The following is an 18625-nucleotide window of genomic DNA, read 5'->3' as shown; positions in this document are numbered from 1 at the left end:
TCGCGCTACGATTCGCTCGTCGTTGTGAGAAGGGGGAGCGCGATGGTGCTCAGTTGGTCGGCGTTCAGCGAACTCGAGGGACCGGGCGGCTCGGGGATGCCCGACCTGTTCGGCGGTTGGTTCGGCATCGCGTTCGGAGTCGTCGCAGCCCTGACGATCCTCACCACCCTGACGATCGTCGTCCTGACGCTCTACCGCGGCAAGCGGATGGCCGATCGCGGTCAGAACCCGCTCACCATGCAGGAGGACATCGCGTACCAGGCGATGCAGAGCCGGACGCTCGCGCCCGAGAAGCCGCTCGAACAGCGGCTCGCCGAACTCGACGACCTGCACGCTCGCGGTGTGATCTCCGACGAGGAGCACCGGGCGGCGCGAGCCGAGGCCCTGCGCGGATGATCGCCTCCGAGGAGCTGCACAACCCGCTCATCCCGCCGCTGTACGACATCGTGTGGAGCGTGGCGATGGGGCTCATCGTGGTCGCCGTCGTCGTCACCGTGTGGATCGCGGTCGTCCGGAGCCGTCGCTCGAACGGTGCGCCCCGGACGCTCCGCGAGCAGCGGTTGGCGGAACTCGACGACCTGCACGCTCGCGGTGTGATCTCCGACGACGAGCACCGGGCGGCGCGAGCCGAGGCCCTGCGCGGTTAGCCTGGGGCGGTGCTGCTGCCGACGGACCTGCTGGGGGAGTGGGTGCTCCGCCGGACCCTGGACGACCGGCGTGCCGGCGTGCAGGGCATCGTCACCGGCACCACGACGCTGACCGCGGTCGGCACGGACGAGGTGCGCTGGGACGAAGCGGGCGTGATGACCTTCGGCGGCCGGACCACCCCGGTGTCGCGCACGCTGACCGTCCGGCGCGACGATGACCACGCGTGGACCGTGCACTTCGCCGACGGCCGGGTGTTCCACGACTGGGTGTGGGGCGCGAGCGTCGCCCACGCCTGTGCACCGGACGACTACACCGGGGCACTGGACGGCGACGAGCAGCGGTGGACCGTGCGCTGGGAAGCCCGGGGCCCGGCGAAGGACTACCGGCTCGACAGCGTGCTGGAGCGTCACCGGCACGCGCCAGACTGAGTCCATGGCACGTTCCTCCGGCACCGAAGCCCCGCGCATCACCCTGACCGAGCCCGTCGACCTGCAGGACTGGGTCCCCGGACCCGGCGACGTCCTGACCGGCGACCGCATCGAGGGGAAGCGCATCGGCGTGCTCGACCTGGCCGGTGAGCGGCTGCCCGATCTCGAGATCGAGGAGTGCGTCATCGACACGCTCCGGGGCGACGGCGCCGACTTCCGTGGTCTGCGGGTGCACGACTCGATCATCGACACGCTCGACGCCCCCGTGCTGCGGGCGTCGAGCAGTTCGTGGCGCGAGGTCCGGGTGTCCGGCGGTCGCATCGGCTCGGGTGAGCTGTACGACTCCGGGTTGAACGGCGTCGAGTTCGTCGGGATGAAGTTCGGGTTCGTGAACTTGCGCGGGTCGACGCTCACCGACGTGGTGTTCCGCGACTGCGTCATCGACGAGCTCGACATCGCGGACGCCAAGCTGCTGCGGGTGTCGTTCGAGGGCAGCAGCATCCGCGACGCCGAGGGCTCCAACACCCGGATCGACCACGTGGACCTGCGGGGTGCTGACCTCGACCGGGTCGAGCGCCTCGAGGGGTTCCGCGGTGCGACGATCGGCGCCGACCAGCTGTACACGCTCGCCCCGCTGCTGGCGGCGCAGGCGGGCTACCGCGTCGACTGACGGCTGCCCCGAGTCTCGGGCCGTCTGCCCCGAGTCTCGGGGTGGACGACACTCCTCGCTGCTCCGAGCGCGAGGACTGTCGCTCAGGCCGAGACTCGCCCGGAGCCCGCCGCGGCGGCCAGCGCTGCCGCGAGGTCGGCCTGCACCAGGTCGCCGTGGGCCGCAGCCCCGGCCTGGACCCCGGCGGCAGCGGACGCGATGACCGTCGCCATCGGGGCCGCCACGTTGCCGGCCGCGTACACACCGCGCACCGAGGTCTGCCCGGCCGGGTCGACCGTCAGCGCGCTCGCGTACCGGAAGTCACCCATGAACTGGTCGGTGGCGACCAGGCCGAGCCCGGTCAGGAAGTCCACGCGCGCCTCAGCGGTGCTCGCCGCGGCCAGGGCGTCGAGTTCGACGACCTCGCCGGAGCCGAGCGTGACCCCGGTCAGCGTGCCCTCCGACGAGCGGACCTGCGTGACCGTGTCATCCACGACCTCGATCCCGCGGGCCTGCAAACCGGCCAGGGCGGTGTCGTCGACGAGTGCCGGATCGGTGACGAACGCCGTCACGTGCTCGCTCAACGCCCGGAACATCAGCGCGTGGTGCACGCCGTTCGGTGTCGTCACGAGCACGCCGATGCGCTGGTCGCGGATCTCCCACCCGTGGCAGAACGGGCAGTGCACGACCCCGCGCCCCCACTGTTCGGCCAGGCCGGGTACCTGCGGCAGGACGTCCACGGCGCCGGAGGCGACGACGAGCCTGCGGGCGGTGACGACCGTGCCGGAGTCCAGCGTGACCGAGAAGCCGACCGGGTCGGTGCCGTCGCCCGTCGTCGCGGACGCGGCCACGATCCTCCCGGCCGTCACCTCGACTCCGTAGGCGGCGACCTCGTCGCGACCGATCGCGGACAGCTCGGCGGGGGCGATGCCCTCGCGCCCGAGGTAGTTGTGGGCGCCGGCCGACGGCGCGTTGCGGGGCTCGCCCGCGTCGACGACGAGGACGGAGCGGCGGGAGCGCCCGAGGACGAGGGCGGCGGAGAGGCCGGCGGCTGCTCCGCCGATGACGATGACGTCGTAGTGATCACGCATGCAAGGAGCATGCGGCCGATCGGTCGCGGACAGCAAGGAACCTTGCTGATGTGGCAAACTGGGCAGCATGTGCCACGGCCTGCAGGAACCAGTCGCCCCCCGCACGACCGCCCAGGTCGTCGACGGCGTGGGGCCGCGGTTGCGCGCGCTCCGTGCCCACCGGGACGTCACGCTCGCCGCCCTGTCGGAGGAGACCGGGGTGTCGGTGAGTACGCTCTCGCGGCTCGAGTCGGGGCAGCGCAAGCCGACGCTCGAGCTGCTGCTCCCACTGGCGCGGGCGTACCAGGTGCCGCTCGACGACCTGGTCGGAGCACCGCAGACCGGCGACCCCCGGGTGCACATGAAGCCCGAGGTGCACGGCGGCCGGGTCGTCGTGCCGTTGACGAAGCGCACCGGCGGCGTGCGGTCGTTCAAGCAGCTGTTCCCACCGAACACACCGGGCGGCGAACCGTCGCTCAAGACGCACGAGGGCTACGAGTGGCTCTACGTCCTGTCCGGCCGCCTGCGCCTGGTACTCGGCGAACACGACCTCGACCTGGGGCCGGGTGAGGTCGCCGAGTTCGACACCCACACCCCGCACTGGATGGGCAACGTCACCGACTCGGTGACCGAGGTGCTGTGCCTGTACGGGCCGCAGGGGGAGCGAGCGCACGTGCGGTCGCGACCGACACGCTGACCCGCTGACCCGCTCGGTCTACGACGTGAAGACGTGGTCCATGACGTCGTCGAGGAGCCCCGAGGTCTCGATGTTCGACTGCTGGATGTGGATGCCGATGTCACCCCGCGTGAAGTAGGTGTCCCCGTCGGTCACGGGGTACTGCTCGTTCTTCGACACCTTCTGGCACTGGTAGCCCTCCGCCTCGTTGCCGCAGTCGTAGCCGTCGTCCGGCAGCTTCTGCAGCGCTGCGCTCGCGGTTGCCGAGTCCACGACGTCGACCGCGATCGACAGGTAGGAGATGTCGGCCTGCGGTTCCCGCCACACGCAGTACAGACGCTTGCCGTCGGCCTGGAGGACGGGGGTGAAGGCACTCTTCGGGATCGCGATCGGGTCGCCGACGACCGAGGGGTCGTTCAGCGGAGTGGAGGCGAACGCGTCGTCCCACTTGCCGGGGGTGATGAGATCGGTGCAGCTCGCCGGCACCGCGCCGCCGTCGTAGTCGACCCCGGGGACCTGCGTGATCGTCGATGTCGGCTCCGGAGTGCTGCTCGGGCTGGCGCTCGGTGTGCCGGTGCTCGCTGTGCCGGTGCTCTCCGCCGTCGTCGCGGACGGCGTGCCCGGCCCCGCTGGAGCGCTCTGGGCGCAGCCCGACAGGGCGAGTCCGATCGCCAGTGCCGCCGTCAGCGTCGCCGTGATCCCGGATGTCGTCGTGCGCGCCGATCGCCGCATCGTTCCCCCTCGTTCGTCGTGCGGACGTGCCCGCACCATCGAACGTAGGCGGCCGTGCGGACGGCGTCCGCAAGCGTCACCGTTCCGTGACCCCGTCAGCGCGTGCGCCACCCGCGGCGTACCCGCAACCCCGCGCGCACCCGCCGCGCCCACCGACGCACCGGGTTCGCCCGCCGGCCGTTCACGCGGAACGTGTGGAAGGCGCGTCGCGTCCGCAACAGTGCGGACGGGAGGCCCGACAACGGTCGCGCGGACACCTGCACCGTGAGCACGGGGTCGGCCACCACCCGCCAGGCCGGGTCGAGCTGCATGCTCAGGTCGACGTCGTCGTGCACCTCGGGGTCCTCGCGGTGCGCTCGGCTGCGGACCGCGTCCCAGGTCCACCGCCGCATCGCCATCGCGGAACCGAACAGCGGTGGGCGGCCGAGCGCGGCCCACATGAGCGCGAAGTACGGCCGCATGTAGACGGCGTCCCACAGCCGGCCGATCAGCGGTCCGCCGTCGTGTGGACACCCGGGTCCGGTCACTGCGACGACCGTCGGGTCGGCCAACAGCCGCACCGCGTCGGCGATCCACTCCGGCGGCGGCACGGAGTCGGCGTCGAGTCGGACGAGGACGTCGCCGGAGGCCCGGTCGTAGCCGCGCGCCGATGCCCGGGCGATGCCACGGATCCGTTCGGTCAGCACGACCGCCCCTGCTGCCTGGGCGACCTCGGCACTGTCGTCCCGGCTGCCGTTGTCGACCACGACGACCTCGTCCGCGAGCAGCGTCTGGCCTGCGAGGGCGTCGAGGCAGCGCCGCAGGTGCGCAGCGTCGTCCCGCACGGGGATGACGACGGAGACGCGGACCATCCTCCGATCCAACCGGAGGTCCGCTGTGCGGCCACGCGGTAGCGTTCCGGGCATGGACCGGACCGACGAACTCGCCGTGGAGCTCCGGCACGCGATCGGCCGCGTCGTGCGCGCCGCGAAGCGCGAGTCGGACTCGTTGCCGACCGCCCACGCGACGACCCTCGGGGTCCTCGAGCGAGAGGGCCCGATGCCGATCGCGGAGCTGGCCCGTCGCCGTGCGGTGAAGCACCAGGGGCAGTCGCGCACGGTCGGGGAGCTCGCCGACCTTGGGTACGTCGAGCGGACGGCATCGGACACCGACCGCCGCGTCTCGGTCATCCGCATCTCCGACACCGGCAGCGAGGTCCTCCGCCACGACATGACGGCGCGGGCCGACTGGTTGGCGACGGCGATCCGCGAGGAACTCGACGACGAGGAACGTGCGGCCCTCGAACGCCTGCCCGGCATCTTCGAACGGTTGGCCCGGCGCGCCGACTGAGTGCTCCCTCACCCGGATCGGCCACCAGAAGTACAACACAGTTGTAGTGTTGTCGCATGGAGCTGACGAAGTACAACCACGCCACCGTCGTCCTCGAGCAGGACGGCACCACCCTCGTCATCGACCCGGGTACCTTCACGCCCGAGGCTGCTGATCTTGCCGGCGCTGCCGCCGCGGTCCTCATCACCCACGAGCACGCCGACCACTTCGACGTCGACGCCGTCCGTGCCGGGCTCGACGCGAACCCGTCGCTCGTGGTCCGCGGGCCGGCGGCGATCGTCGAGCAGCTGGGTGACCACGACGGCCGCGTCGCTGCGGTCCGTGCCGGTGACGCGTTCGAGGTCGGGCCGTTCTCCGTGCAGGTCTTCGGCGAGGAGCACGCCGTCATCCACCGCGACATCCCGACGATCGCGAACGTCGGGTACCTGATCAACGGTGCCGTCTTCCACCCGGGTGACGCATACCTCGAGCCGGGTGTCCCCGTGCAGACGCTGCTCCTGCCGACCAGCGGTCCGTGGACGAGCACCGCCGCTGCGGTCGACTACGTCCGATCGGTGGCGCCGGAGCGTGCCGTGCAGATCCACGAGGCGATGCTGAGCGACCTCGGCCAGCAGTCCACCGCGCGGTTCCTCGGCTCCGATGGTCTCGGACCGGTGCCGGTCCTGATCCTGCCTGCGGGGGGATCGATCACCGTCTGACGGACGCGACCGTGCTCCTGGGAGGCGATCCGCGCCTCCCGGGCAGCATGGAGGGATGTCCGACGCTCCCTCGACCGCAGTCCTCTTCGACATCGACGGCACGCTCGTCGACTCGAACTACGCCCACATCGACGCCTGGTGGCGAGCTGCCCGCGCAGCGGGCGAGTCCGTCGACGCTTGGCGGATCCACCGCGCGATCGGCATGGACTCCGCGAAGCTGCTCGAGACGCTGCTGCCGGACGCGTCCGACGAGACGCGCGACACCATCAAGCAGTTCCACACCGCCTACTTCGCCGAGCACATGCCGCAGCTTCGGCTGCTGCCGGGCGCCCGTGACCTGCTCCGTGCGGTCGCTGAGGCCGGGCACGCCGTCGTCCTGGCGACGAGTGCTCCGGAGCACGAACTGACGCGGCTGCGCGAACTGCTCGACGCCGAGGAGTGGCTCACCGCGGTGACGAGCTCCGAGGACGTCGAACAGGCGAAGCCGGACCCCGGGATCATCCAGGTGGCGCTCGACCGGGCCGGTGTGCGTGCGGACGCTGCCGTGATGGTCGGTGACGCGATGTGGGACGTCGAATCGGCCGGACGCGTCGGCGTGACCTGCGTCGCGGTGATGACCGGCGGCATCGGCGGCGACGAACTCCGCGGAGCCGGCGCCGCCGAGGTCCACGACGACGCTGCTGCCGTGCTCGCCGCGCTGCGGTCCGGGGACGGCGCGATCGCCGCGCTGGGTGGGCGCGCGTGAGCGTGCACCGCCGCCGGCATCCGTGACAGGATCGTCGACCGTGATCACGATCGAACGCGTGTCCTGGGACGACCCCCGATCCGTGGTGCTCCGCGCCCGCATGGACGACGAGATGCACGAACGCTACGGTTCGTCGAACGGCGACGAGGACCCGGCGATCACGGCTGAGCGGAGCCGCGCGCTGTCCGTCGATCCGTCGACCGTCGTCGCCTCGGTCCTGGCGCTCGACGAGTCCGGTGACGCCGTCGGGCACATCGCGATCCGCCGTCTCGGCGACGAGGTCGAGCTGAAGCGGCTGATCGTGCTGACGTCGGCTCGCGGCAAGGGCGCCGCCACCGCACTGCTCGACGAGTGCGAGCGCATCGGCCGCGAGCTCGGCGCACCCCGGCTCATCCTGCAGACCGGTGACAAGCAGCCCGACGCGGTCGCCCTGTACGAGAAGACCGGGTGGAGCCCGATCCCGGTCTACGCGCCGTACGCGGCGACGATGCCGTGGTCGTTCTGCTTCGAGAAGGCGCTCTGAGGCTTCCCGCCCGTATTGCACTCTCAGGGAGATAGTGCAATTCTTGCTCGGTGAGCACCACCGAACGCACCCGCGCACTGCGCCGACGCATGATCGTCGAAGCGCGTCGGGCGACCGTCGAGCACGGGTTGAGCGGTTTCACGATCGAGCAGCTCTGCGAGACCGTCGGGGTGTCACGGCGCACGTTCTTCAACCACTTCGCGTCGAAGGACGACGCCGTGCTCGGCATCGAGCTGCACGCCGATGTCGAGGCGATCGACCGGTACGCCGAGGGCGGGATCGTCCCCGGCGGACTCGACCCGCTCGACTCGATCGTCGCGCTGGCGATCGACCAGTTCCACCGCGTCGGCATCGATCGTGCGGACGAGGTCCTGGTGCGCCGGGTCTTCGAGCGGGAACCGGCGCTCGTCGCGCGGTTCCTGTCGGCCACCGATGTGCAGCTCGCCCGCATCACCGCGGCGCTGCGACAGCGGTTCGGCTGGCCGGATCCGTCCGACCGCCGTGCGCGCCTGGTCACCGAAGCGGCCGCGGCGCTGGCGAAGGTCACCGCCGAGACCTACTTCGACGACGCCTTCGACGAGGCCACCGGCCCGCCGTTCGACGAGCTGCTCACCCAGAACCTCCGCCTGATGAGGGCGGCCATCACCACCGGACAGGACTCCACACCATGAGCGCAACCGCGCCGGGCACCACCAAGCGTGCCCGCCCCGGCACCGACGGACCGCTGCTGCTGACACAGCGCCGGATCTGGATCATCTTCTCCGCGCTCATCGCAGGGATGCTGCTCTCCAGCCTCGACCAGACCATCGTCTCGACGGCGATGCCCACCATCGTCGGCGAGCTCGGCGGCGTCGCGCACCAGGCGTGGCTGACGACCGGGTACCTGCTCGCCTCGACCATCGTGATGCCCGTCTACGGCAAGTTCGGTGACGTCCTCGGCCGCCGCAACCTGTTCCTCATCGCGATCGCCCTGTTCACCATCGCCTCGGCCGGGTGCGCCTTCGCCGGCGACTTCACGCAGCTCGTGGTGTTCCGAGCCATGCAGGGGCTCGGCGGCGGCGGTCTGATGATCCTGTCGCAGGCGATCATCGCCGACATCGTGCCCGCCTCGCAGCGCGGCAAGTACCTCGGCCCGCTCGGTGCGATCTTCGGCCTGTCCGCGATCGGCGGCCCGCTGCTCGGTGGCTTCTTCGTCGACCACCTCACCTGGAACTGGGCGTTCTACATCAACATCCCGGTCGGCATCGCGGCGTTCTTCGTGGCGTGGTTCGCGCTGACCCTGCCGAACAAGAAGGCGACGAAGCGCATCGACGTGCTCGGCGTGCTCTTCATGTCCGCCGCGACCACGTGCCTGGTGTTCTTCTCGGAGTTCGGCGGGAGCAAGGACCACGGCTGGGACGCCCCCGAGACCTGGGCGTGGTTCGCCGGGCTCGTCGTCTCCGCCGCGCTCCTCGTGCTCGTCGAGTCGCGTGCGCAGGACCCGGTCCTGCCGCTGTCGTTCTTCAAGAACCGCACCTTCCTGCTCGCGACCGGCATCGGCCTGGTGCTCGGCATCGGCATGTTCGCGGCGATCGGCTTCGTCCCGACGTTCCTGCAGATGGCATCAGGCACCTCGGCCGCGGTGTCGGGTCTGCTGATGCTGCCGATGATGGTCGGCCTGATCGGCACCTCGATCGCGTCCGGAAACCTGATCACCAAGACCGGCCGCTACCGGATGTTCCCGATCATCGGCACGGTCCTGGTCGCCATCGCGATGCTCGCGATGACCCAGCTCGCCGCGGCCACCCCGATCTGGCTGATCTGCGCGTACCTGTTCGTCTTCGGCGCCGGGCTCGGACTGATCATGCAGGTGGTCGTCCTGGTCGCGCAGAACGCCGTGCCGGCCGAGCAGGTGGGCACCGCGACCTCGACGAACAACTACTTCCGCGAGGTCGGCGCCTCCCTCGGGACCGCCGTGTTCGGTGCCCTGTTCACGGCCCGGCTCACGACGTCGCTCACCGACGTGTTCACCGGTGCCGGCGGCTCGGCGACCGATGCGGCGTCGTCGGCGGGCAGCATCGACCCCGCGACCGTGGCGAAGCTGCCCGCTGCAGTGCAGGACGGCATCGTGAACGCGTACGCCGACTCGCTGGCGCCCGTGTTCTGGTATCTGCTGCCCTTCATCGCGGTGGCGTTCCTGCTCGCCCTGTTCCTGCCGCAGATCACGCTCTCCGACACGGCCGGCATGGTCGCCCGTGGTGAGGCCGTCGGTGGCGACGAGGCCGACGAGCTCGAGCGTGCGCAGCGCGCGGGCCGGGCGGAGTCCGTTTCGGCGGAACCCGGGTCGTCCGGTGGTGAGACGCCGGACCGCGCGCAGCAGTAGTCCGGTCCCGGCAAAGCGACAGATCTCCGTGGAACATCCGTGGAGATCTGTCGCTTTCGCGGGATGGACGGTGGCGCGTCGGCGCGGTCTGACGCTTTCGCGGGGTGGTCGCGACCGCGTGCTGACGGGAGGCGCGGTGCCAGCTGGTGCCGCGCCTCCCGTCCGTCGTCCGGTCGCGTCCACTGCCGCTGCCCGCACTCGACGCGACCCTGCTCGCGAAAGCGACTGTGTGCCGCCGACCATCGGCGCCACACTGTCGCTTTCGCGGGGGTGCGGGGGCTGCCTCAGCGAGGAATGTCGCTTCCGCGGGAAGGAGCGGCGCTACGCGCCGGTGCTCGCGCGCCGGACCAGGCGGGTGGGGAGCGCTACCGGCTCGGCCGCGGTGCCGTCGAGCGTCGCGAGCAGCCGTTCTGCGGCCGCGCGCCCGAGGTCGGCACCGGGCAGGGCAACGCTCGTCAGGGCGGGGGCCGTGACCGACGACGACGGCAGGTCGTCGAAGCCGGCGACCGCGAGCTCCCCGGGAACCGCGATGCCCAGTGACCCGGCGACGCGCAGGACGCCGTAGGCCAGGGTGTCCGCCGCGGCGACGACCGCGGTGACGTCGTCGTCCTGCCAGGCCTCGATGACGTGCTCGGTGGCCGAGGCTGCAGCGTCCACGGTGAGGTCGGCGCGGGCGGTGACCTCGGACACGGTGATGCCGGCGGCGGCGCACTCCTGCTCGAAGAGTTCGCGCCGGACCCCGAACGTCGTCGCGCGGGAGGTCCCGTCGAGGTACCCGACGCGGCGGTGCCCCTGTTCGTGCAGGTGTGCGACGAGGTCGTGGACGCCGGGGGAGAGGTCGTAGTTGACGGCCTCGGTGCCACCAGGGGCGTCGAGGAGCACCACGGGCACGCTCGCCGACATCGCCTCGCCCGCGGCCGGGGCGTCGACGAGGATGCCCGCCGGCCGGAGGCGTTCGAAGCGGCGGACGTCGGCTGCCAGGGGCTGCGCGCCGCGCTCGGTGACCGACAGCACGAGCTGGAACCGGTCACCGATGGTGTCGCGCACGCCGCGGATGACCTCGGCGAAGAAGGGGTTCGACAGGTCAGGGGCGATGAGGACGACCAGGTCGCCGCTGCCCCGCGCCAGGGAGCTCGCGGCGTGGTCGACGACGTAGCCGAGCTCGTCGACGGCATCGCGCACCCGCGTGGCGATGGGGACGGACACCCGGCCGCGGTCCTTGCCGTTGACGACCAGGGAGACCGTGGCGATGCTCGTTCCGGCGCGCTCGGCCACCATGGCAGCGGTCACACGGCGGCCCGGGGCGACGGATGAAGGCACGGGTCGATGCTACCGAGGACGCCTCGACGACTTGACGTCAAACGCTTGACGTGTTTCGATGTCAAACGCTTGACGCGCTGCGCGACGACGCTCTGTCGGACCGCGGACCCCCACCGCGTCGAGCACAGACCCCTCGATTCCCCGAAGAAGTGGAGCGCCCAGCGTGCCCAGTGTGACCCAGACCGCTGCGACCCAGCCCGCGAAGATCATCCTCGACTGCGACCCCGGCCACGACGACGCCGTCGCGATCCTGCTCGCCCACGGCAACCCAGACATCGAGCTCCTGGCCGTCACCACCGTCGTCGGCAACCAGACGCTGCCGAAGGTCACCCGCAACGCCCTCGCCGTCGCGCGCATCGCCGGCATCACCGGGGTGCCGTTCGCCGCGGGCGCCGATCGTCCGCTCCTGCGCCAGATCGAGGTCGCCCCGGACATCCACGGCGAGAGCGGCCTCGACGGGCCGATGCTGCCCGAGCCCTCGTTCGAGCTCGACCAGCGGCACGCCGTCGACCTGATCATCGAGACGGTCATGGCGCACGAGCCCGGCACCGTCACGCTGGTGCCGACCGGCGGCCTGACGAACATCGCCCTCGCGGCCCGCAAGGAACCCCGCATCGTCGAGCGCGTCAAGCAGGTCGTGCTCATGGGCGGCGGCGTGCACGTCGGCAACTGGAGCCCCGTCGCCGAGTTCAACATCGTCATCGACCCCGAGGCCGCGTCGATCGTCTTCGACGCCGGCTGGGACGTCGTCATGGTCGGACTCGACCTGACGCACCAGGCTCTCGCCACCCCGGAGGTCGCCGCACGCATCGCCGCCGTCGGCACCGCCCCCGCCGCGTTCGTCGGCGAGCTGCTCGATTTCTTCGGCCAGACCTACAAGGACGCGCAGGGCTTCGACTCCCCGCCGGTGCACGACCCCTGCGCCGTCGCCTACGTCATCGACCCGACCATCGTCCGCGCCGTGAAGGTCCCGATCCACATCGAGACCCAGGGCACCCTGACGCTGGGCATGACCGTCGCCGACTTCCGTGCGCCCGCGCCGGAGGACTGCCGGACGAGCGCGGCCATGGAGCTCGACCACGAACGGTTCTGGGACCTGGTCGTCGACGCCCTCGAGTGCATCGGCGAGACCCCTGACACCGGCTGGACCCCGCGTGCCGCCACGACCACCACCACGACCTCGGAGATCTGAGCACCATGACCACCACATCGACGAAGAAGTCGATCGGCGCCCTCACGGCGGCGCTCCTCGCAGCGTGCATCGCGTTCCAGCTCAACGCGAGCATGCTCAGCCCTGCGCTGGTCACCATGGCGCGCGAGCTCAAGACCGACGACGCCACGATCGGGCTCTCGCAGACCCTGTACTTCACGCTCGCGGCACTGTTCTCGCTGTTCCTGCCGCGCCTGTCCGACATCGTCGGCCGCAAGCGCGTCCTGATCGGCATGCTCGCCGTGATGCTCGTCGGCAGCATCGTCGCCGCACTCGCCGTGAACGTGCCGATGCTGTTCGCCGGCCGGATCATCCAGGGTGTCTCCGGTCCGGTCGTCCCGATCTGCCTGCTCGTCCTGCGCAACGAGATCGCCGACCCGAAGCGCTACGGCGCCGCGCTCGGTCTGCTCACCGCCGTGAACGGCGGCATCGCCGGGGTCGATGCCCTGGCCGGTGGCTGGATCGCCACGAACTTCGGGTTCCGCGGGATCTTCTGGGTCATCGCCGTCGTCACCGTCATCGCGCTGGCGCTCGTCGCCGTGTGGGGTGTGGAGTCGAAGCCGTCCGCCGGTACCCGGATGGACTGGATCGGTGTCGTGCCCCTCGTCGTCTCGGTCGGGGCCCTGCTCACCGCGTTCAACGAGGCCGGCAAGCTCGGTGCCGCCAACCCGGCACTGGTGATCGGCGGTGTCGTCGTCGCGCTCGCCGCCTTCGCGGTGTTCTGGGCGGTCGAGTCCCGCGTGAAGGAGCCGCTCGTCGAGACCCGGTTCCTGAAGCGCCGTGCCACGTGGGCGCTCCTCGCGACGACGTTCCTGACCATGACGGGCGTCTTCGCGGTCGTGAACGGCCTGGTCACGTCGCTCGCGCAGAACGGCGACGCCGGCTTCGGCATGGAACCCGACCTCGCCTCGCTGGTGTTCCTCACCCCGTACGCGCTGGTCGGCTGGATCGTCGGTCCGTTCGCCGGACGCCTCGCGCCGACCATCGGCTACCGCGCCGTGCTCCGCTTCGGCCTGATCGGCAGCATCGTCTCGACGGTCCTGATGGCACTGGTGGGCGTGCACTCGCTGCCGGTCCTGGTCACCGCGACCGTCCTGATCGGCATCACGTACGCGGGCATCGCGAACATCATCCTGAACGGCCTGGGCATCGTGCTCTCGCCGGAGTCGAACCCCGGATTCCTGCCCGGTCTGAACGCCGGTGCATTCAACCTCGGTGCCGGGGTCAGCTTCGCCGTCCTGCCGGCGCTCCAGATCGCGCTTGGGGTCGGCGGGTCCGCGGGCACCGCCGGGTACTCCGGTGGCATGCTGCTCGGTGCCGTGATCACGACCGCCGCGCTCGCGATCTCGTTCCTCATCCCCCGCCCGGAGAGCGCCGAGACCACGTCCGTCGCGCCGCAGAAGGAGACCGTCCGTTGACCCAGACCATCGTGATCGTCGGATCGCTCAACGCGGACCTGGTGGTCCGGACCGAGCGGTTCCCGAAGCCCGGTGAGACCCTGCACGGGTCCGACCTGGCGATCCTGCCGGGTGGCAAGTCCGCCAACCAGGCGGTGGCTGCCGGGAGGCTCGGGGGCACGGTCCGCATGATCGGCGCGGTCGGCGACGACGGGAACGGTGCGCTGCTCCGCGACTCCGTCGCGGCTGCGGGTGCGGACACGACGCACGTCGCCGTCCGGGAGGGCGTGGCCACCGGCACCGCCGTCATCACGGTCGACGCCGCGGGGGAGAACACCATCGTGATCTCCGCCGGCGCCAACGGCACGCTGACGCCGGACGACGTGTCCGCCGACGCCTTCGACGACGCCGGCGTGCTCGGCCTCTGCCTCGAGGTCTCGATCGACGTCGTCCTCGCCGCAGCCCGGGCAGCGCACGCCGCCGGGGTCACGGTGCTGACGAACCTGTCGCCGTTCGGGGACGTCCCCGCCGAGCTGCTCGAGCTCACCGACGTCCTGCTCGTCAACGAGCACGAGGCCGAGTCGCTCGGCGAGCACGGTGTCGCGCGCTCGATCGTCACCCGCGGCGGCTCGGGCTGCCTCGTGCACGACGGTGAGGCGGACCCGGTGTCGATCGACGCCGTCCGGGTCGAGCCGGTGGACACGACGGGCTGCGGCGACGCCTTCATGGGTTCGGTGGCCCTGCGGCTGGCGGTGGGAGACTCCCTCGTCGACGCCGCACGGTTCGCGGTGGGGGTCGGGGCGTACGCCGCGACCAAGGCGGGCGCGCAGGCCTCGTACCCGACCACGGCGGAACTCGAGGCGTTCCTGCGGGCGTAGGGCGGGCCTCCAGGCAGCTAGCGTTGTGGCATGCGCGTGGGAGTCCTCGACATCGGGTCCAACACCGGCCACCTGCTCGTGGTGGACGCCCACGGCGGCGCCGCGCCGCTGCCGGCGTCCTCGTTCAAGCAGCCGCTCCGACTGGCCGAGCACCTCGACGACGCCGGCGCGGTGACGCCCGAGGGCGTCGACGCGCTGACGCGGTTCGTCGCGGACGCCGTCCGCGTCGCCGAGGAACGCGGCTGCGAGGACATGCTCGCGTTCGCGACCTCGGCCGTGCGCGACGCGGTGAACTCCGACGAGGTGCTCGCCCACGTCGAGGCCTCGACCGGGGTCGAACTGGCCGTGCTGTCCGGTGGGGACGAGGCGCGACTGACGTTCCTGGCGGTCCGGCGGTGGTTCGGGTGGTCCGCCGGACGGCTCGCGGTGTTCGACATCGGCGGCGGCTCGCTCGAGATCGCCGGGGGCGCCGACGAGGCTCCGGACGTCGCGTGGTCGATGCCGATCGGTGCTGCACGGCTCGCCCGCTCGTACTTCGCCGCGGGCACCCCGACGGAGGACGACGTCCGCCGCATCCGGCACGAGATCCGCGTGGAGATCGCCCGCGACGCCGGCAAGTTGCTCCGCGCCGGTCGGCCGGACCGTGCCGTGGCGACCTCGAAGACCTTCCGGTCGATCGCGCGGATCTGCGGGGCGGCGCCCTCGGGTGCCGGTCCGCTCGTGCCGCGGGTGCTCGACGGCGACGTGCTCCGCTCGAAGCTGCCGGCGCTCCTGACCATGTCGGTCGCCGAACTCGCGACGCTGCCCGGGGTCTCGGCGAGCCGGGCACACCAGGTGGTGCCGGGAGCGCTGGTGGCCGAGGCCTGCCTCGACATCTTCGACCTGCCGGCGCTGGAGATCTGCCCGTGGGCGCTCCGCGAGGGCGTGATCCTCGAGCGGCTCGACCAGCTGTCGGTGCTGGGCAACTCCCAGTAGTGACCGTTATGGTCAGTACATGACCAAAACGGACACACCCCGTGCGCTCGTCCCCGGCGCACTCTGGGCGGTCGCAGGAGTCGGATGGCTCGTCGGCGAAGCCGTCTCGGCGTCGGCGTTCCCCGGCTACAGCTACGCGACGAACTACATCTCCGACCTCGGGGTCCCCGACGTCGGCGCGTTCGAGGGGCGGTCCATCGACTCACCGCTGCACGTGCTCATGAACACGACGTTCATCGGGCAGGGCGTCCTGTTCGGGATCGCAGCGGTGCTCGCCGTCGTGGTGTTCCGTGCCGCGTCCCGCCGTGCGCGGGTGGCGACCGCGGTCCTCGCCGTGGTCCACCTGGTCGGGATGGTCCTGGTCGGCTCGTTCCACGGCAGCCAGACGAGCACCGACGGCGGCACCATCGTGTTCCACGTGCTCGGCGCGGCGGCAGCGATCACGACCGGCAACCTCGTGGCGATCACCGCCGGCATCGGGTCCCGGGCGCTGCGGGCACCGGCGGCCTACCGGATCGCGAGCGTCGTGCTCGGGATCCTCGGCCTCGTCTCCCTCGTGATGCTCGTCGTGGACTCGTCGTCGACGGTGATCGACGTGCTCCCCGACGGCGTGTGGGAGCGTGCGTCCGTGTACACGATCGTCGCGTGGGAGCTCATGACCGGGATCACCCTGCTGGTCGCGGGGACCCGGCGGCGGGCGGCACGAGCCGCGGCGGTCCGCGCATGACCCGCCCCGCGCGCCGTGCTCGGCCCTCTGCCGAGGAGATCAACGGGGACGTCCTGGACATCACCGCCGGACTCATCGCCCGCCGCGGCATCAAGGACACCGCCGTGCAGGCCGTCGCCGACCAGGCCGGCTACTCGAAGGCGGGCATCCTCGCCCGGTTCACGAGCAAGGAGCTGCTCGTCGAGGCCGCGCTCGCGCAGTGCGCCGTGCAGACCGAGGCGATCCGGGCAGCTGCCGCCGCCGCCCCCGCGGGGGAGTCCCGCGACGCCGCGGCGCTCGCGGGGATCGCCGACCTCGCACTCGCCCGGCCGGGGTGGGCGGAACTCGCCCTCGCGGCGTTCACCCTGCGGCGCGGGGACGACGTCGGCGTCCGGCTCGAACCGGTCGCCGCGACGCTCCTCGACGTGTTCGGCATCGACATGGCCGACGCCACGGCCACCCCGCTCGATCGGCGGGCGCGGGTCTCCGGCGCGTTCGGTGCGGTCGTGATGCTCGCGCTGACGTACGAGACCGAGGCCTCAGCCGCCGAGGCCCGGCCGCACATGCTGCAGATCGGATGGGACGCCCTCGGCCACGGTGAGCCCGTGCCGCTCGGGGTCGTTGGTTAAGCCCGCTCGGACCTCGGCGGAGCGAGCAGCCACGGACGGATCAGCTTCGTCACGAAGGGCAGCACCCAGAACGTCATGATCGGTGTGAGCACGAGCGTCGTGATGAGCACCCGCGGCAGCGCTGCGAGTCCCGCGAACGACGGCACGAGCAGCCCGACGACGATCGTGAACGCCAGGTTCACCGGGAAGAAGCCGAGCCAGATGCTCACCGCCTGCTTCCACCGCGGGGGAGCGCTCGATGCCGGGGCGTCCTGCGGGACGTCGAACCAGCCCTCGATGCCGGTGCGCTTCTCGACGCGGGACTCCACGACCAGGTCGCGACCGAGGTCGAGCCAGCGCAGCCGGTCGTCGGAGTTCTCCCACGTGGCCAGCGAGTCGTGGTCGGCGAAGCGGTAGAGCATGTGCCACTCGCGGGACTGCGCCCGGGACCGCACCCACCCGGAGCCGAGGAACCCCGGGTAGCGGTTGGCGAGGTTCACGCCGGACTGCACCCAGTGGGTGACCTCGGGGATGCGGTCGGGTTCGACCAGGCGGGTGATGGACACGGTGACGGGCGGGCCGGCGGTCTCGGGTGACGACTGCAGGCTCCCTGGCTCTTGTGGAGTCATCCGACCAGTGTCGCGGACGCGTGTTACCGGCTCGTGTCGTCGAGGAGGTCAGTCCTCGGCTGACAGGCCGTGGAGCTGCATCGCCGCGATCACTGCAGGATCGTGCGTTCGGAGCGGTTCCGCTGTGACGTCGTGGAGCAACCGGCTCCGGTCCCCGTCGTCCGATCGTTCGAACACCGTCCAGAGCTCGAGGTCGGACCCGTGCCGGGAAAGGAACCGCACTCCGTCGAACACCGGGTTCATCGCCTCGTCGGTGAGTGAGTAGATCGCCAGGCCAACTCGTTGCGTCAGCGCCCGGTGCTTCGCCTGCTGGACGGCGGAGACGTCGAAGTCCGCGAGCCCCAGCCGCTGCGCGGACTCGAGGAACTCCGGACGGAGCTGTGCCACGGTCGCAGCTGCGCCGACGTCGCAGAACACTCCGGAAAGCGCCGCGCGGGCGAGGAGCCGCTCTCGGAACCACGTCGACGGTACGACACCGGCTTGGCCCGTCGGGTAGAGCTCATCCCCGTCTGCCCACTTCCAATCGGACCAACCCCACGGCGTCGGCTTCCGACCGACGCGCCACACCGGTCCGTCGGGGCGGCAGGCGACGAGGTCGCCCTCGAGCTTCATCAGCCGTTCGCCACGAACGCTCGGGCCGCGTCCAAGACCCTCGGGCCGACTTCGTCCAGGTCGCCCTCGCGCAGGGTCCGCGCCGGGGAAGCGTCGTCGAGTCGCGGATTGAGTCCCTGGAACCAGGCTTGGGCAACGCGTTCTCCGTCGACCCCGGCGATGAACTCGGCCACGCGGAACGTGAGCTTCAGCCGCTGCTCGACGACGCTTGATGGCCGTCGGCCCCCGGCTTCGGACCATTGCTGCACCGCTCGGGTCTCGTTCACACCCGCGATGTACGCGACCAGCTTGGAGCCGAGAACCGAGCGGAGGTCACCCACGATCTCCGGGAGGTCAGCGCGGATCGAGCGTTCGAATGCCTGGAGCTCTGTGGTGCGCATGCTTGCAACTTACCACTCACACCCCAGATCACACCCCGGATCACATCACA

The 18625-nt window shown here is 71.2% G+C and carries 24 protein-coding genes; 17 read left to right on the top strand and 7 right to left on the bottom strand.

Annotated features, from left to right (window positions below; all coding sequences use genetic code 11):
• Positions 1–42: 42 nt before the first annotated feature.
• From EDF31_RS00710 to EDF31_RS00700, 4 genes are read left to right on the top strand one after another with little or no spacing between them, the layout of a single operon-like run.
• Positions 43–396 (top strand): SHOCT domain-containing protein, encoded by a 354-nt coding sequence (locus EDF31_RS00710; protein WP_131844819.1) that lies wholly within the window; start codon positions 43–45, stop codon positions 394–396.
• Complete coding sequence (gene ccmI / locus EDF31_RS00705; RefSeq protein WP_131844818.1) at positions 393–647, top strand: c-type cytochrome biogenesis protein CcmI; 255 nt, start codon at positions 393–395, stop codon at positions 645–647. The genes EDF31_RS00710 and ccmI overlap by 4 nt, the downstream gene beginning before the upstream one ends.
• A 9-nt stretch (positions 648–656) precedes the next feature.
• Complete coding sequence (locus tag EDF31_RS19805) at positions 657–1076, top strand: DUF6314 family protein (RefSeq protein ID WP_165901281.1); 420 nt, start codon at positions 657–659, stop codon at positions 1074–1076.
• A 4-nt stretch (positions 1077–1080) separates the two neighbouring features.
• Positions 1081–1746 carry a pentapeptide repeat-containing protein gene (locus EDF31_RS00700; protein WP_123937311.1) on the top strand — a complete coding sequence of 222 codons (666 nt, stop codon included), beginning with the start codon at positions 1081–1083 and terminating at the stop codon, positions 1744–1746.
• Between the two features lie 83 nt (positions 1747–1829).
• On the opposite strand, the gene EDF31_RS00695 is transcribed toward EDF31_RS00700, so the two are convergent.
• The gene (locus EDF31_RS00695; protein ID WP_131844816.1) at positions 1830–2816 is read right to left on the bottom strand and encodes an NAD(P)/FAD-dependent oxidoreductase; all 987 of its coding nucleotides are present in this window, start codon (positions 2814–2816) and stop codon (positions 1830–1832) included.
• A 67-nt stretch (positions 2817–2883) separates the two neighbouring features.
• Between EDF31_RS00695 and EDF31_RS00690 the strand changes: the two genes are divergently transcribed.
• Complete coding sequence (locus EDF31_RS00690) at positions 2884–3492, top strand: XRE family transcriptional regulator (RefSeq protein ID WP_131844815.1); 609 nt, start codon at positions 2884–2886, stop codon at positions 3490–3492.
• Positions 3493–3510: 18 nt separating this feature from the next.
• Here EDF31_RS00690 and EDF31_RS00685 read toward each other — a convergent pair whose 3' ends face one another.
• Both EDF31_RS00685 and EDF31_RS00680 read right to left on the bottom strand, forming a co-directional pair.
• Positions 3511–4203 carry a hypothetical protein gene (locus EDF31_RS00685; protein WP_131844814.1) on the bottom strand — a complete coding sequence of 231 codons (693 nt, stop codon included), beginning with the start codon at positions 4201–4203 and terminating at the stop codon, positions 3511–3513.
• Positions 4204–4298: 95 nt separating this feature from the next.
• Positions 4299–5054, bottom strand: a complete 756-nt coding sequence (locus EDF31_RS00680) for a glycosyltransferase family 2 protein (RefSeq protein WP_131844813.1) — start codon at positions 5052–5054, stop codon at positions 4299–4301.
• A gap of 52 nt (positions 5055–5106) precedes the next feature.
• On the opposite strand from EDF31_RS00680, the gene EDF31_RS00675 reads away from it, so the two are divergent.
• The 6 genes from EDF31_RS00675 to EDF31_RS00650 are packed head-to-tail and all read left to right on the top strand — an operon-like array spanning position 5107 to position 9860.
• Positions 5107–5532: a MarR family transcriptional regulator gene (locus tag EDF31_RS00675; protein WP_131844812.1), complete on the top strand. Its 426-nt coding sequence runs from the start codon at positions 5107–5109 to the stop codon at positions 5530–5532.
• 56 nt (positions 5533–5588) lie between these two features.
• A complete protein-coding gene (locus tag EDF31_RS00670; protein ID WP_123937316.1) occupies positions 5589–6230 on the top strand; it encodes an MBL fold metallo-hydrolase in 642 nt (213 codons plus the stop codon).
• A 55-nt stretch (positions 6231–6285) separates the two neighbouring features.
• Positions 6286–6975, top strand: a complete 690-nt coding sequence (locus EDF31_RS00665; RefSeq protein WP_123937317.1) for an HAD family hydrolase — start codon at positions 6286–6288, stop codon at positions 6973–6975.
• Positions 6976–7015: 40 nt separating this feature from the next.
• Positions 7016–7498, top strand: coding sequence for a GNAT family N-acetyltransferase (locus tag EDF31_RS00660; RefSeq protein WP_243649783.1), 483 nt, complete (start codon positions 7016–7018; stop codon positions 7496–7498).
• 50 nt (positions 7499–7548) lie between these two features.
• On the top strand, positions 7549–8169 hold the full coding sequence (locus EDF31_RS00655; protein WP_243649782.1) for a TetR/AcrR family transcriptional regulator: 621 nt from the start codon (positions 7549–7551) through the stop codon (positions 8167–8169).
• Complete coding sequence (locus EDF31_RS00650) at positions 8166–9860, top strand: MDR family MFS transporter (RefSeq protein ID WP_131844811.1); 1695 nt, start codon at positions 8166–8168, stop codon at positions 9858–9860. Before EDF31_RS00655 ends, EDF31_RS00650 begins: the two co-directional genes overlap by 4 nt.
• Before the next feature lie 321 nt (positions 9861–10181).
• Here the strand turns inward: EDF31_RS00650 and EDF31_RS00645 are convergent, their stop codons facing one another.
• Positions 10182–11180: a LacI family DNA-binding transcriptional regulator gene (locus tag EDF31_RS00645; protein WP_243649781.1), complete on the bottom strand. Its 999-nt coding sequence runs from the start codon at positions 11178–11180 to the stop codon at positions 10182–10184.
• Positions 11181–11352: 172 nt separating this feature from the next.
• On the opposite strand from EDF31_RS00645, the gene EDF31_RS00640 reads away from it, so the two are divergent.
• Genes EDF31_RS00640 through EDF31_RS00615 form a run of 6 tightly spaced genes read left to right on the top strand, consistent with a single transcriptional unit; the run spans position 11353 to position 16975 of the window.
• Complete coding sequence (locus tag EDF31_RS00640; RefSeq protein WP_131844810.1) at positions 11353–12372, top strand: nucleoside hydrolase; 1020 nt, start codon at positions 11353–11355, stop codon at positions 12370–12372.
• Positions 12373–12377: 5 nt separating this feature from the next.
• Positions 12378–13808: an MFS transporter gene (locus EDF31_RS00635; protein ID WP_131844809.1), complete on the top strand. Its 1431-nt coding sequence runs from the start codon at positions 12378–12380 to the stop codon at positions 13806–13808.
• Entirely contained in the window at positions 13805–14665 is an 861-nt protein-coding gene (locus EDF31_RS00630; RefSeq protein ID WP_131844808.1) for a ribokinase, read from the top strand. The genes EDF31_RS00635 and EDF31_RS00630 overlap by 4 nt, the downstream gene beginning before the upstream one ends.
• Before the next feature lie 30 nt (positions 14666–14695).
• On the top strand, positions 14696–15640 hold the full coding sequence (locus EDF31_RS00625) for a Ppx/GppA phosphatase family protein (protein WP_131844807.1): 945 nt from the start codon (positions 14696–14698) through the stop codon (positions 15638–15640).
• A gap of 19 nt (positions 15641–15659) precedes the next feature.
• On the top strand, positions 15660–16367 hold the full coding sequence (locus tag EDF31_RS00620; RefSeq protein ID WP_131844806.1) for a DUF998 domain-containing protein: 708 nt from the start codon (positions 15660–15662) through the stop codon (positions 16365–16367).
• A complete protein-coding gene (locus EDF31_RS00615) occupies positions 16364–16975 on the top strand; it encodes a helix-turn-helix domain-containing protein (RefSeq protein ID WP_131844805.1) in 612 nt (203 codons plus the stop codon). Before EDF31_RS00620 ends, EDF31_RS00615 begins: the two co-directional genes overlap by 4 nt.
• Here EDF31_RS00615 and EDF31_RS00610 read toward each other — a convergent pair.
• Genes EDF31_RS00610 through EDF31_RS00600 form a run of 3 tightly spaced genes read right to left on the bottom strand, consistent with a single transcriptional unit; the run spans position 16972 to position 18575 of the window.
• Positions 16972–17583: an antibiotic biosynthesis monooxygenase gene (locus EDF31_RS00610; RefSeq protein WP_123294891.1), complete on the bottom strand. Its 612-nt coding sequence runs from the start codon at positions 17581–17583 to the stop codon at positions 16972–16974. The two genes, EDF31_RS00615 and EDF31_RS00610, sit on opposite strands and share 4 nt — an antisense overlap.
• 48 nt (positions 17584–17631) lie before the next feature.
• Positions 17632–18195, bottom strand: coding sequence for a hypothetical protein (locus EDF31_RS00605; RefSeq protein ID WP_131844804.1), 564 nt, complete (start codon positions 18193–18195; stop codon positions 17632–17634).
• Positions 18195–18575 (bottom strand): hypothetical protein, encoded by a 381-nt coding sequence (locus EDF31_RS00600; protein ID WP_123937326.1) that lies wholly within the window; start codon positions 18573–18575, stop codon positions 18195–18197. The genes EDF31_RS00605 and EDF31_RS00600 overlap by 1 nt, the downstream gene beginning before the upstream one ends.
• Between the last annotated feature and the right edge of the window lie 50 nt (positions 18576–18625).

Source organism: Curtobacterium sp. PhB142, assembly GCF_004341255.1.
Taxonomy (GTDB): Bacteria; Actinomycetota; Actinomycetes; order Actinomycetales; family Microbacteriaceae; genus Curtobacterium.
Note: the sequence above shows the minus strand (reverse complement) of the source record. Positions and strands in the feature narration are given on the sequence as shown.

Excerpts from the sequence above, each read along its gene's own strand:
- EDF31_RS00710 (WP_131844819.1), top strand. The coding sequence starts at position 43 with ATGGTGCTCAGTTGGTCGGCGTTCAGCGAACTCGAGGGACCGGGCGGC.
- ccmI (WP_131844818.1), top strand. The coding sequence starts at position 393 with ATGATCGCCTCCGAGGAGCTGCACAACCCGCTCATCCCGCCGCTGTAC.
- EDF31_RS00700 (WP_123937311.1), top strand. The coding sequence starts at position 1,081 with ATGGCACGTTCCTCCGGCACCGAAGCCCCGCGCATCACCCTGACCGAG.
- EDF31_RS00695 (WP_131844816.1), bottom strand. The coding sequence starts at position 2,816 with ATGCGTGATCACTACGACGTCATCGTCATCGGCGGAGCAGCCGCCGGC.
- EDF31_RS00690 (WP_131844815.1), top strand. The coding sequence starts at position 2,884 with ATGTGCCACGGCCTGCAGGAACCAGTCGCCCCCCGCACGACCGCCCAG.
- EDF31_RS00685 (WP_131844814.1), bottom strand. The coding sequence starts at position 4,203 with ATGCGGCGATCGGCGCGCACGACGACATCCGGGATCACGGCGACGCTG.
- EDF31_RS00680 (WP_131844813.1), bottom strand. The coding sequence starts at position 5,054 with ATGGTCCGCGTCTCCGTCGTCATCCCCGTGCGGGACGACGCTGCGCAC.
- EDF31_RS00675 (WP_131844812.1), top strand. The coding sequence starts at position 5,107 with ATGGACCGGACCGACGAACTCGCCGTGGAGCTCCGGCACGCGATCGGC.
- EDF31_RS00670 (WP_123937316.1), top strand. The coding sequence starts at position 5,589 with ATGGAGCTGACGAAGTACAACCACGCCACCGTCGTCCTCGAGCAGGAC.
- EDF31_RS00665 (WP_123937317.1), top strand. The coding sequence starts at position 6,286 with ATGTCCGACGCTCCCTCGACCGCAGTCCTCTTCGACATCGACGGCACG.
- EDF31_RS00650 (WP_131844811.1), top strand. The coding sequence starts at position 8,166 with ATGAGCGCAACCGCGCCGGGCACCACCAAGCGTGCCCGCCCCGGCACC.
- EDF31_RS00635 (WP_131844809.1), top strand. The coding sequence starts at position 12,378 with ATGACCACCACATCGACGAAGAAGTCGATCGGCGCCCTCACGGCGGCG.
- EDF31_RS00625 (WP_131844807.1), top strand. The coding sequence starts at position 14,696 with ATGCGCGTGGGAGTCCTCGACATCGGGTCCAACACCGGCCACCTGCTC.
- EDF31_RS00620 (WP_131844806.1), top strand. The coding sequence starts at position 15,660 with ATGACCAAAACGGACACACCCCGTGCGCTCGTCCCCGGCGCACTCTGG.
- EDF31_RS00615 (WP_131844805.1), top strand. The coding sequence starts at position 16,364 with ATGACCCGCCCCGCGCGCCGTGCTCGGCCCTCTGCCGAGGAGATCAAC.
- EDF31_RS00610 (WP_123294891.1), bottom strand. The coding sequence starts at position 17,583 with ATGACTCCACAAGAGCCAGGGAGCCTGCAGTCGTCACCCGAGACCGCC.
- EDF31_RS00605 (WP_131844804.1), bottom strand. The coding sequence starts at position 18,195 with ATGAAGCTCGAGGGCGACCTCGTCGCCTGCCGCCCCGACGGACCGGTG.
- EDF31_RS00600 (WP_123937326.1), bottom strand. The coding sequence starts at position 18,575 with ATGCGCACCACAGAGCTCCAGGCATTCGAACGCTCGATCCGCGCTGAC.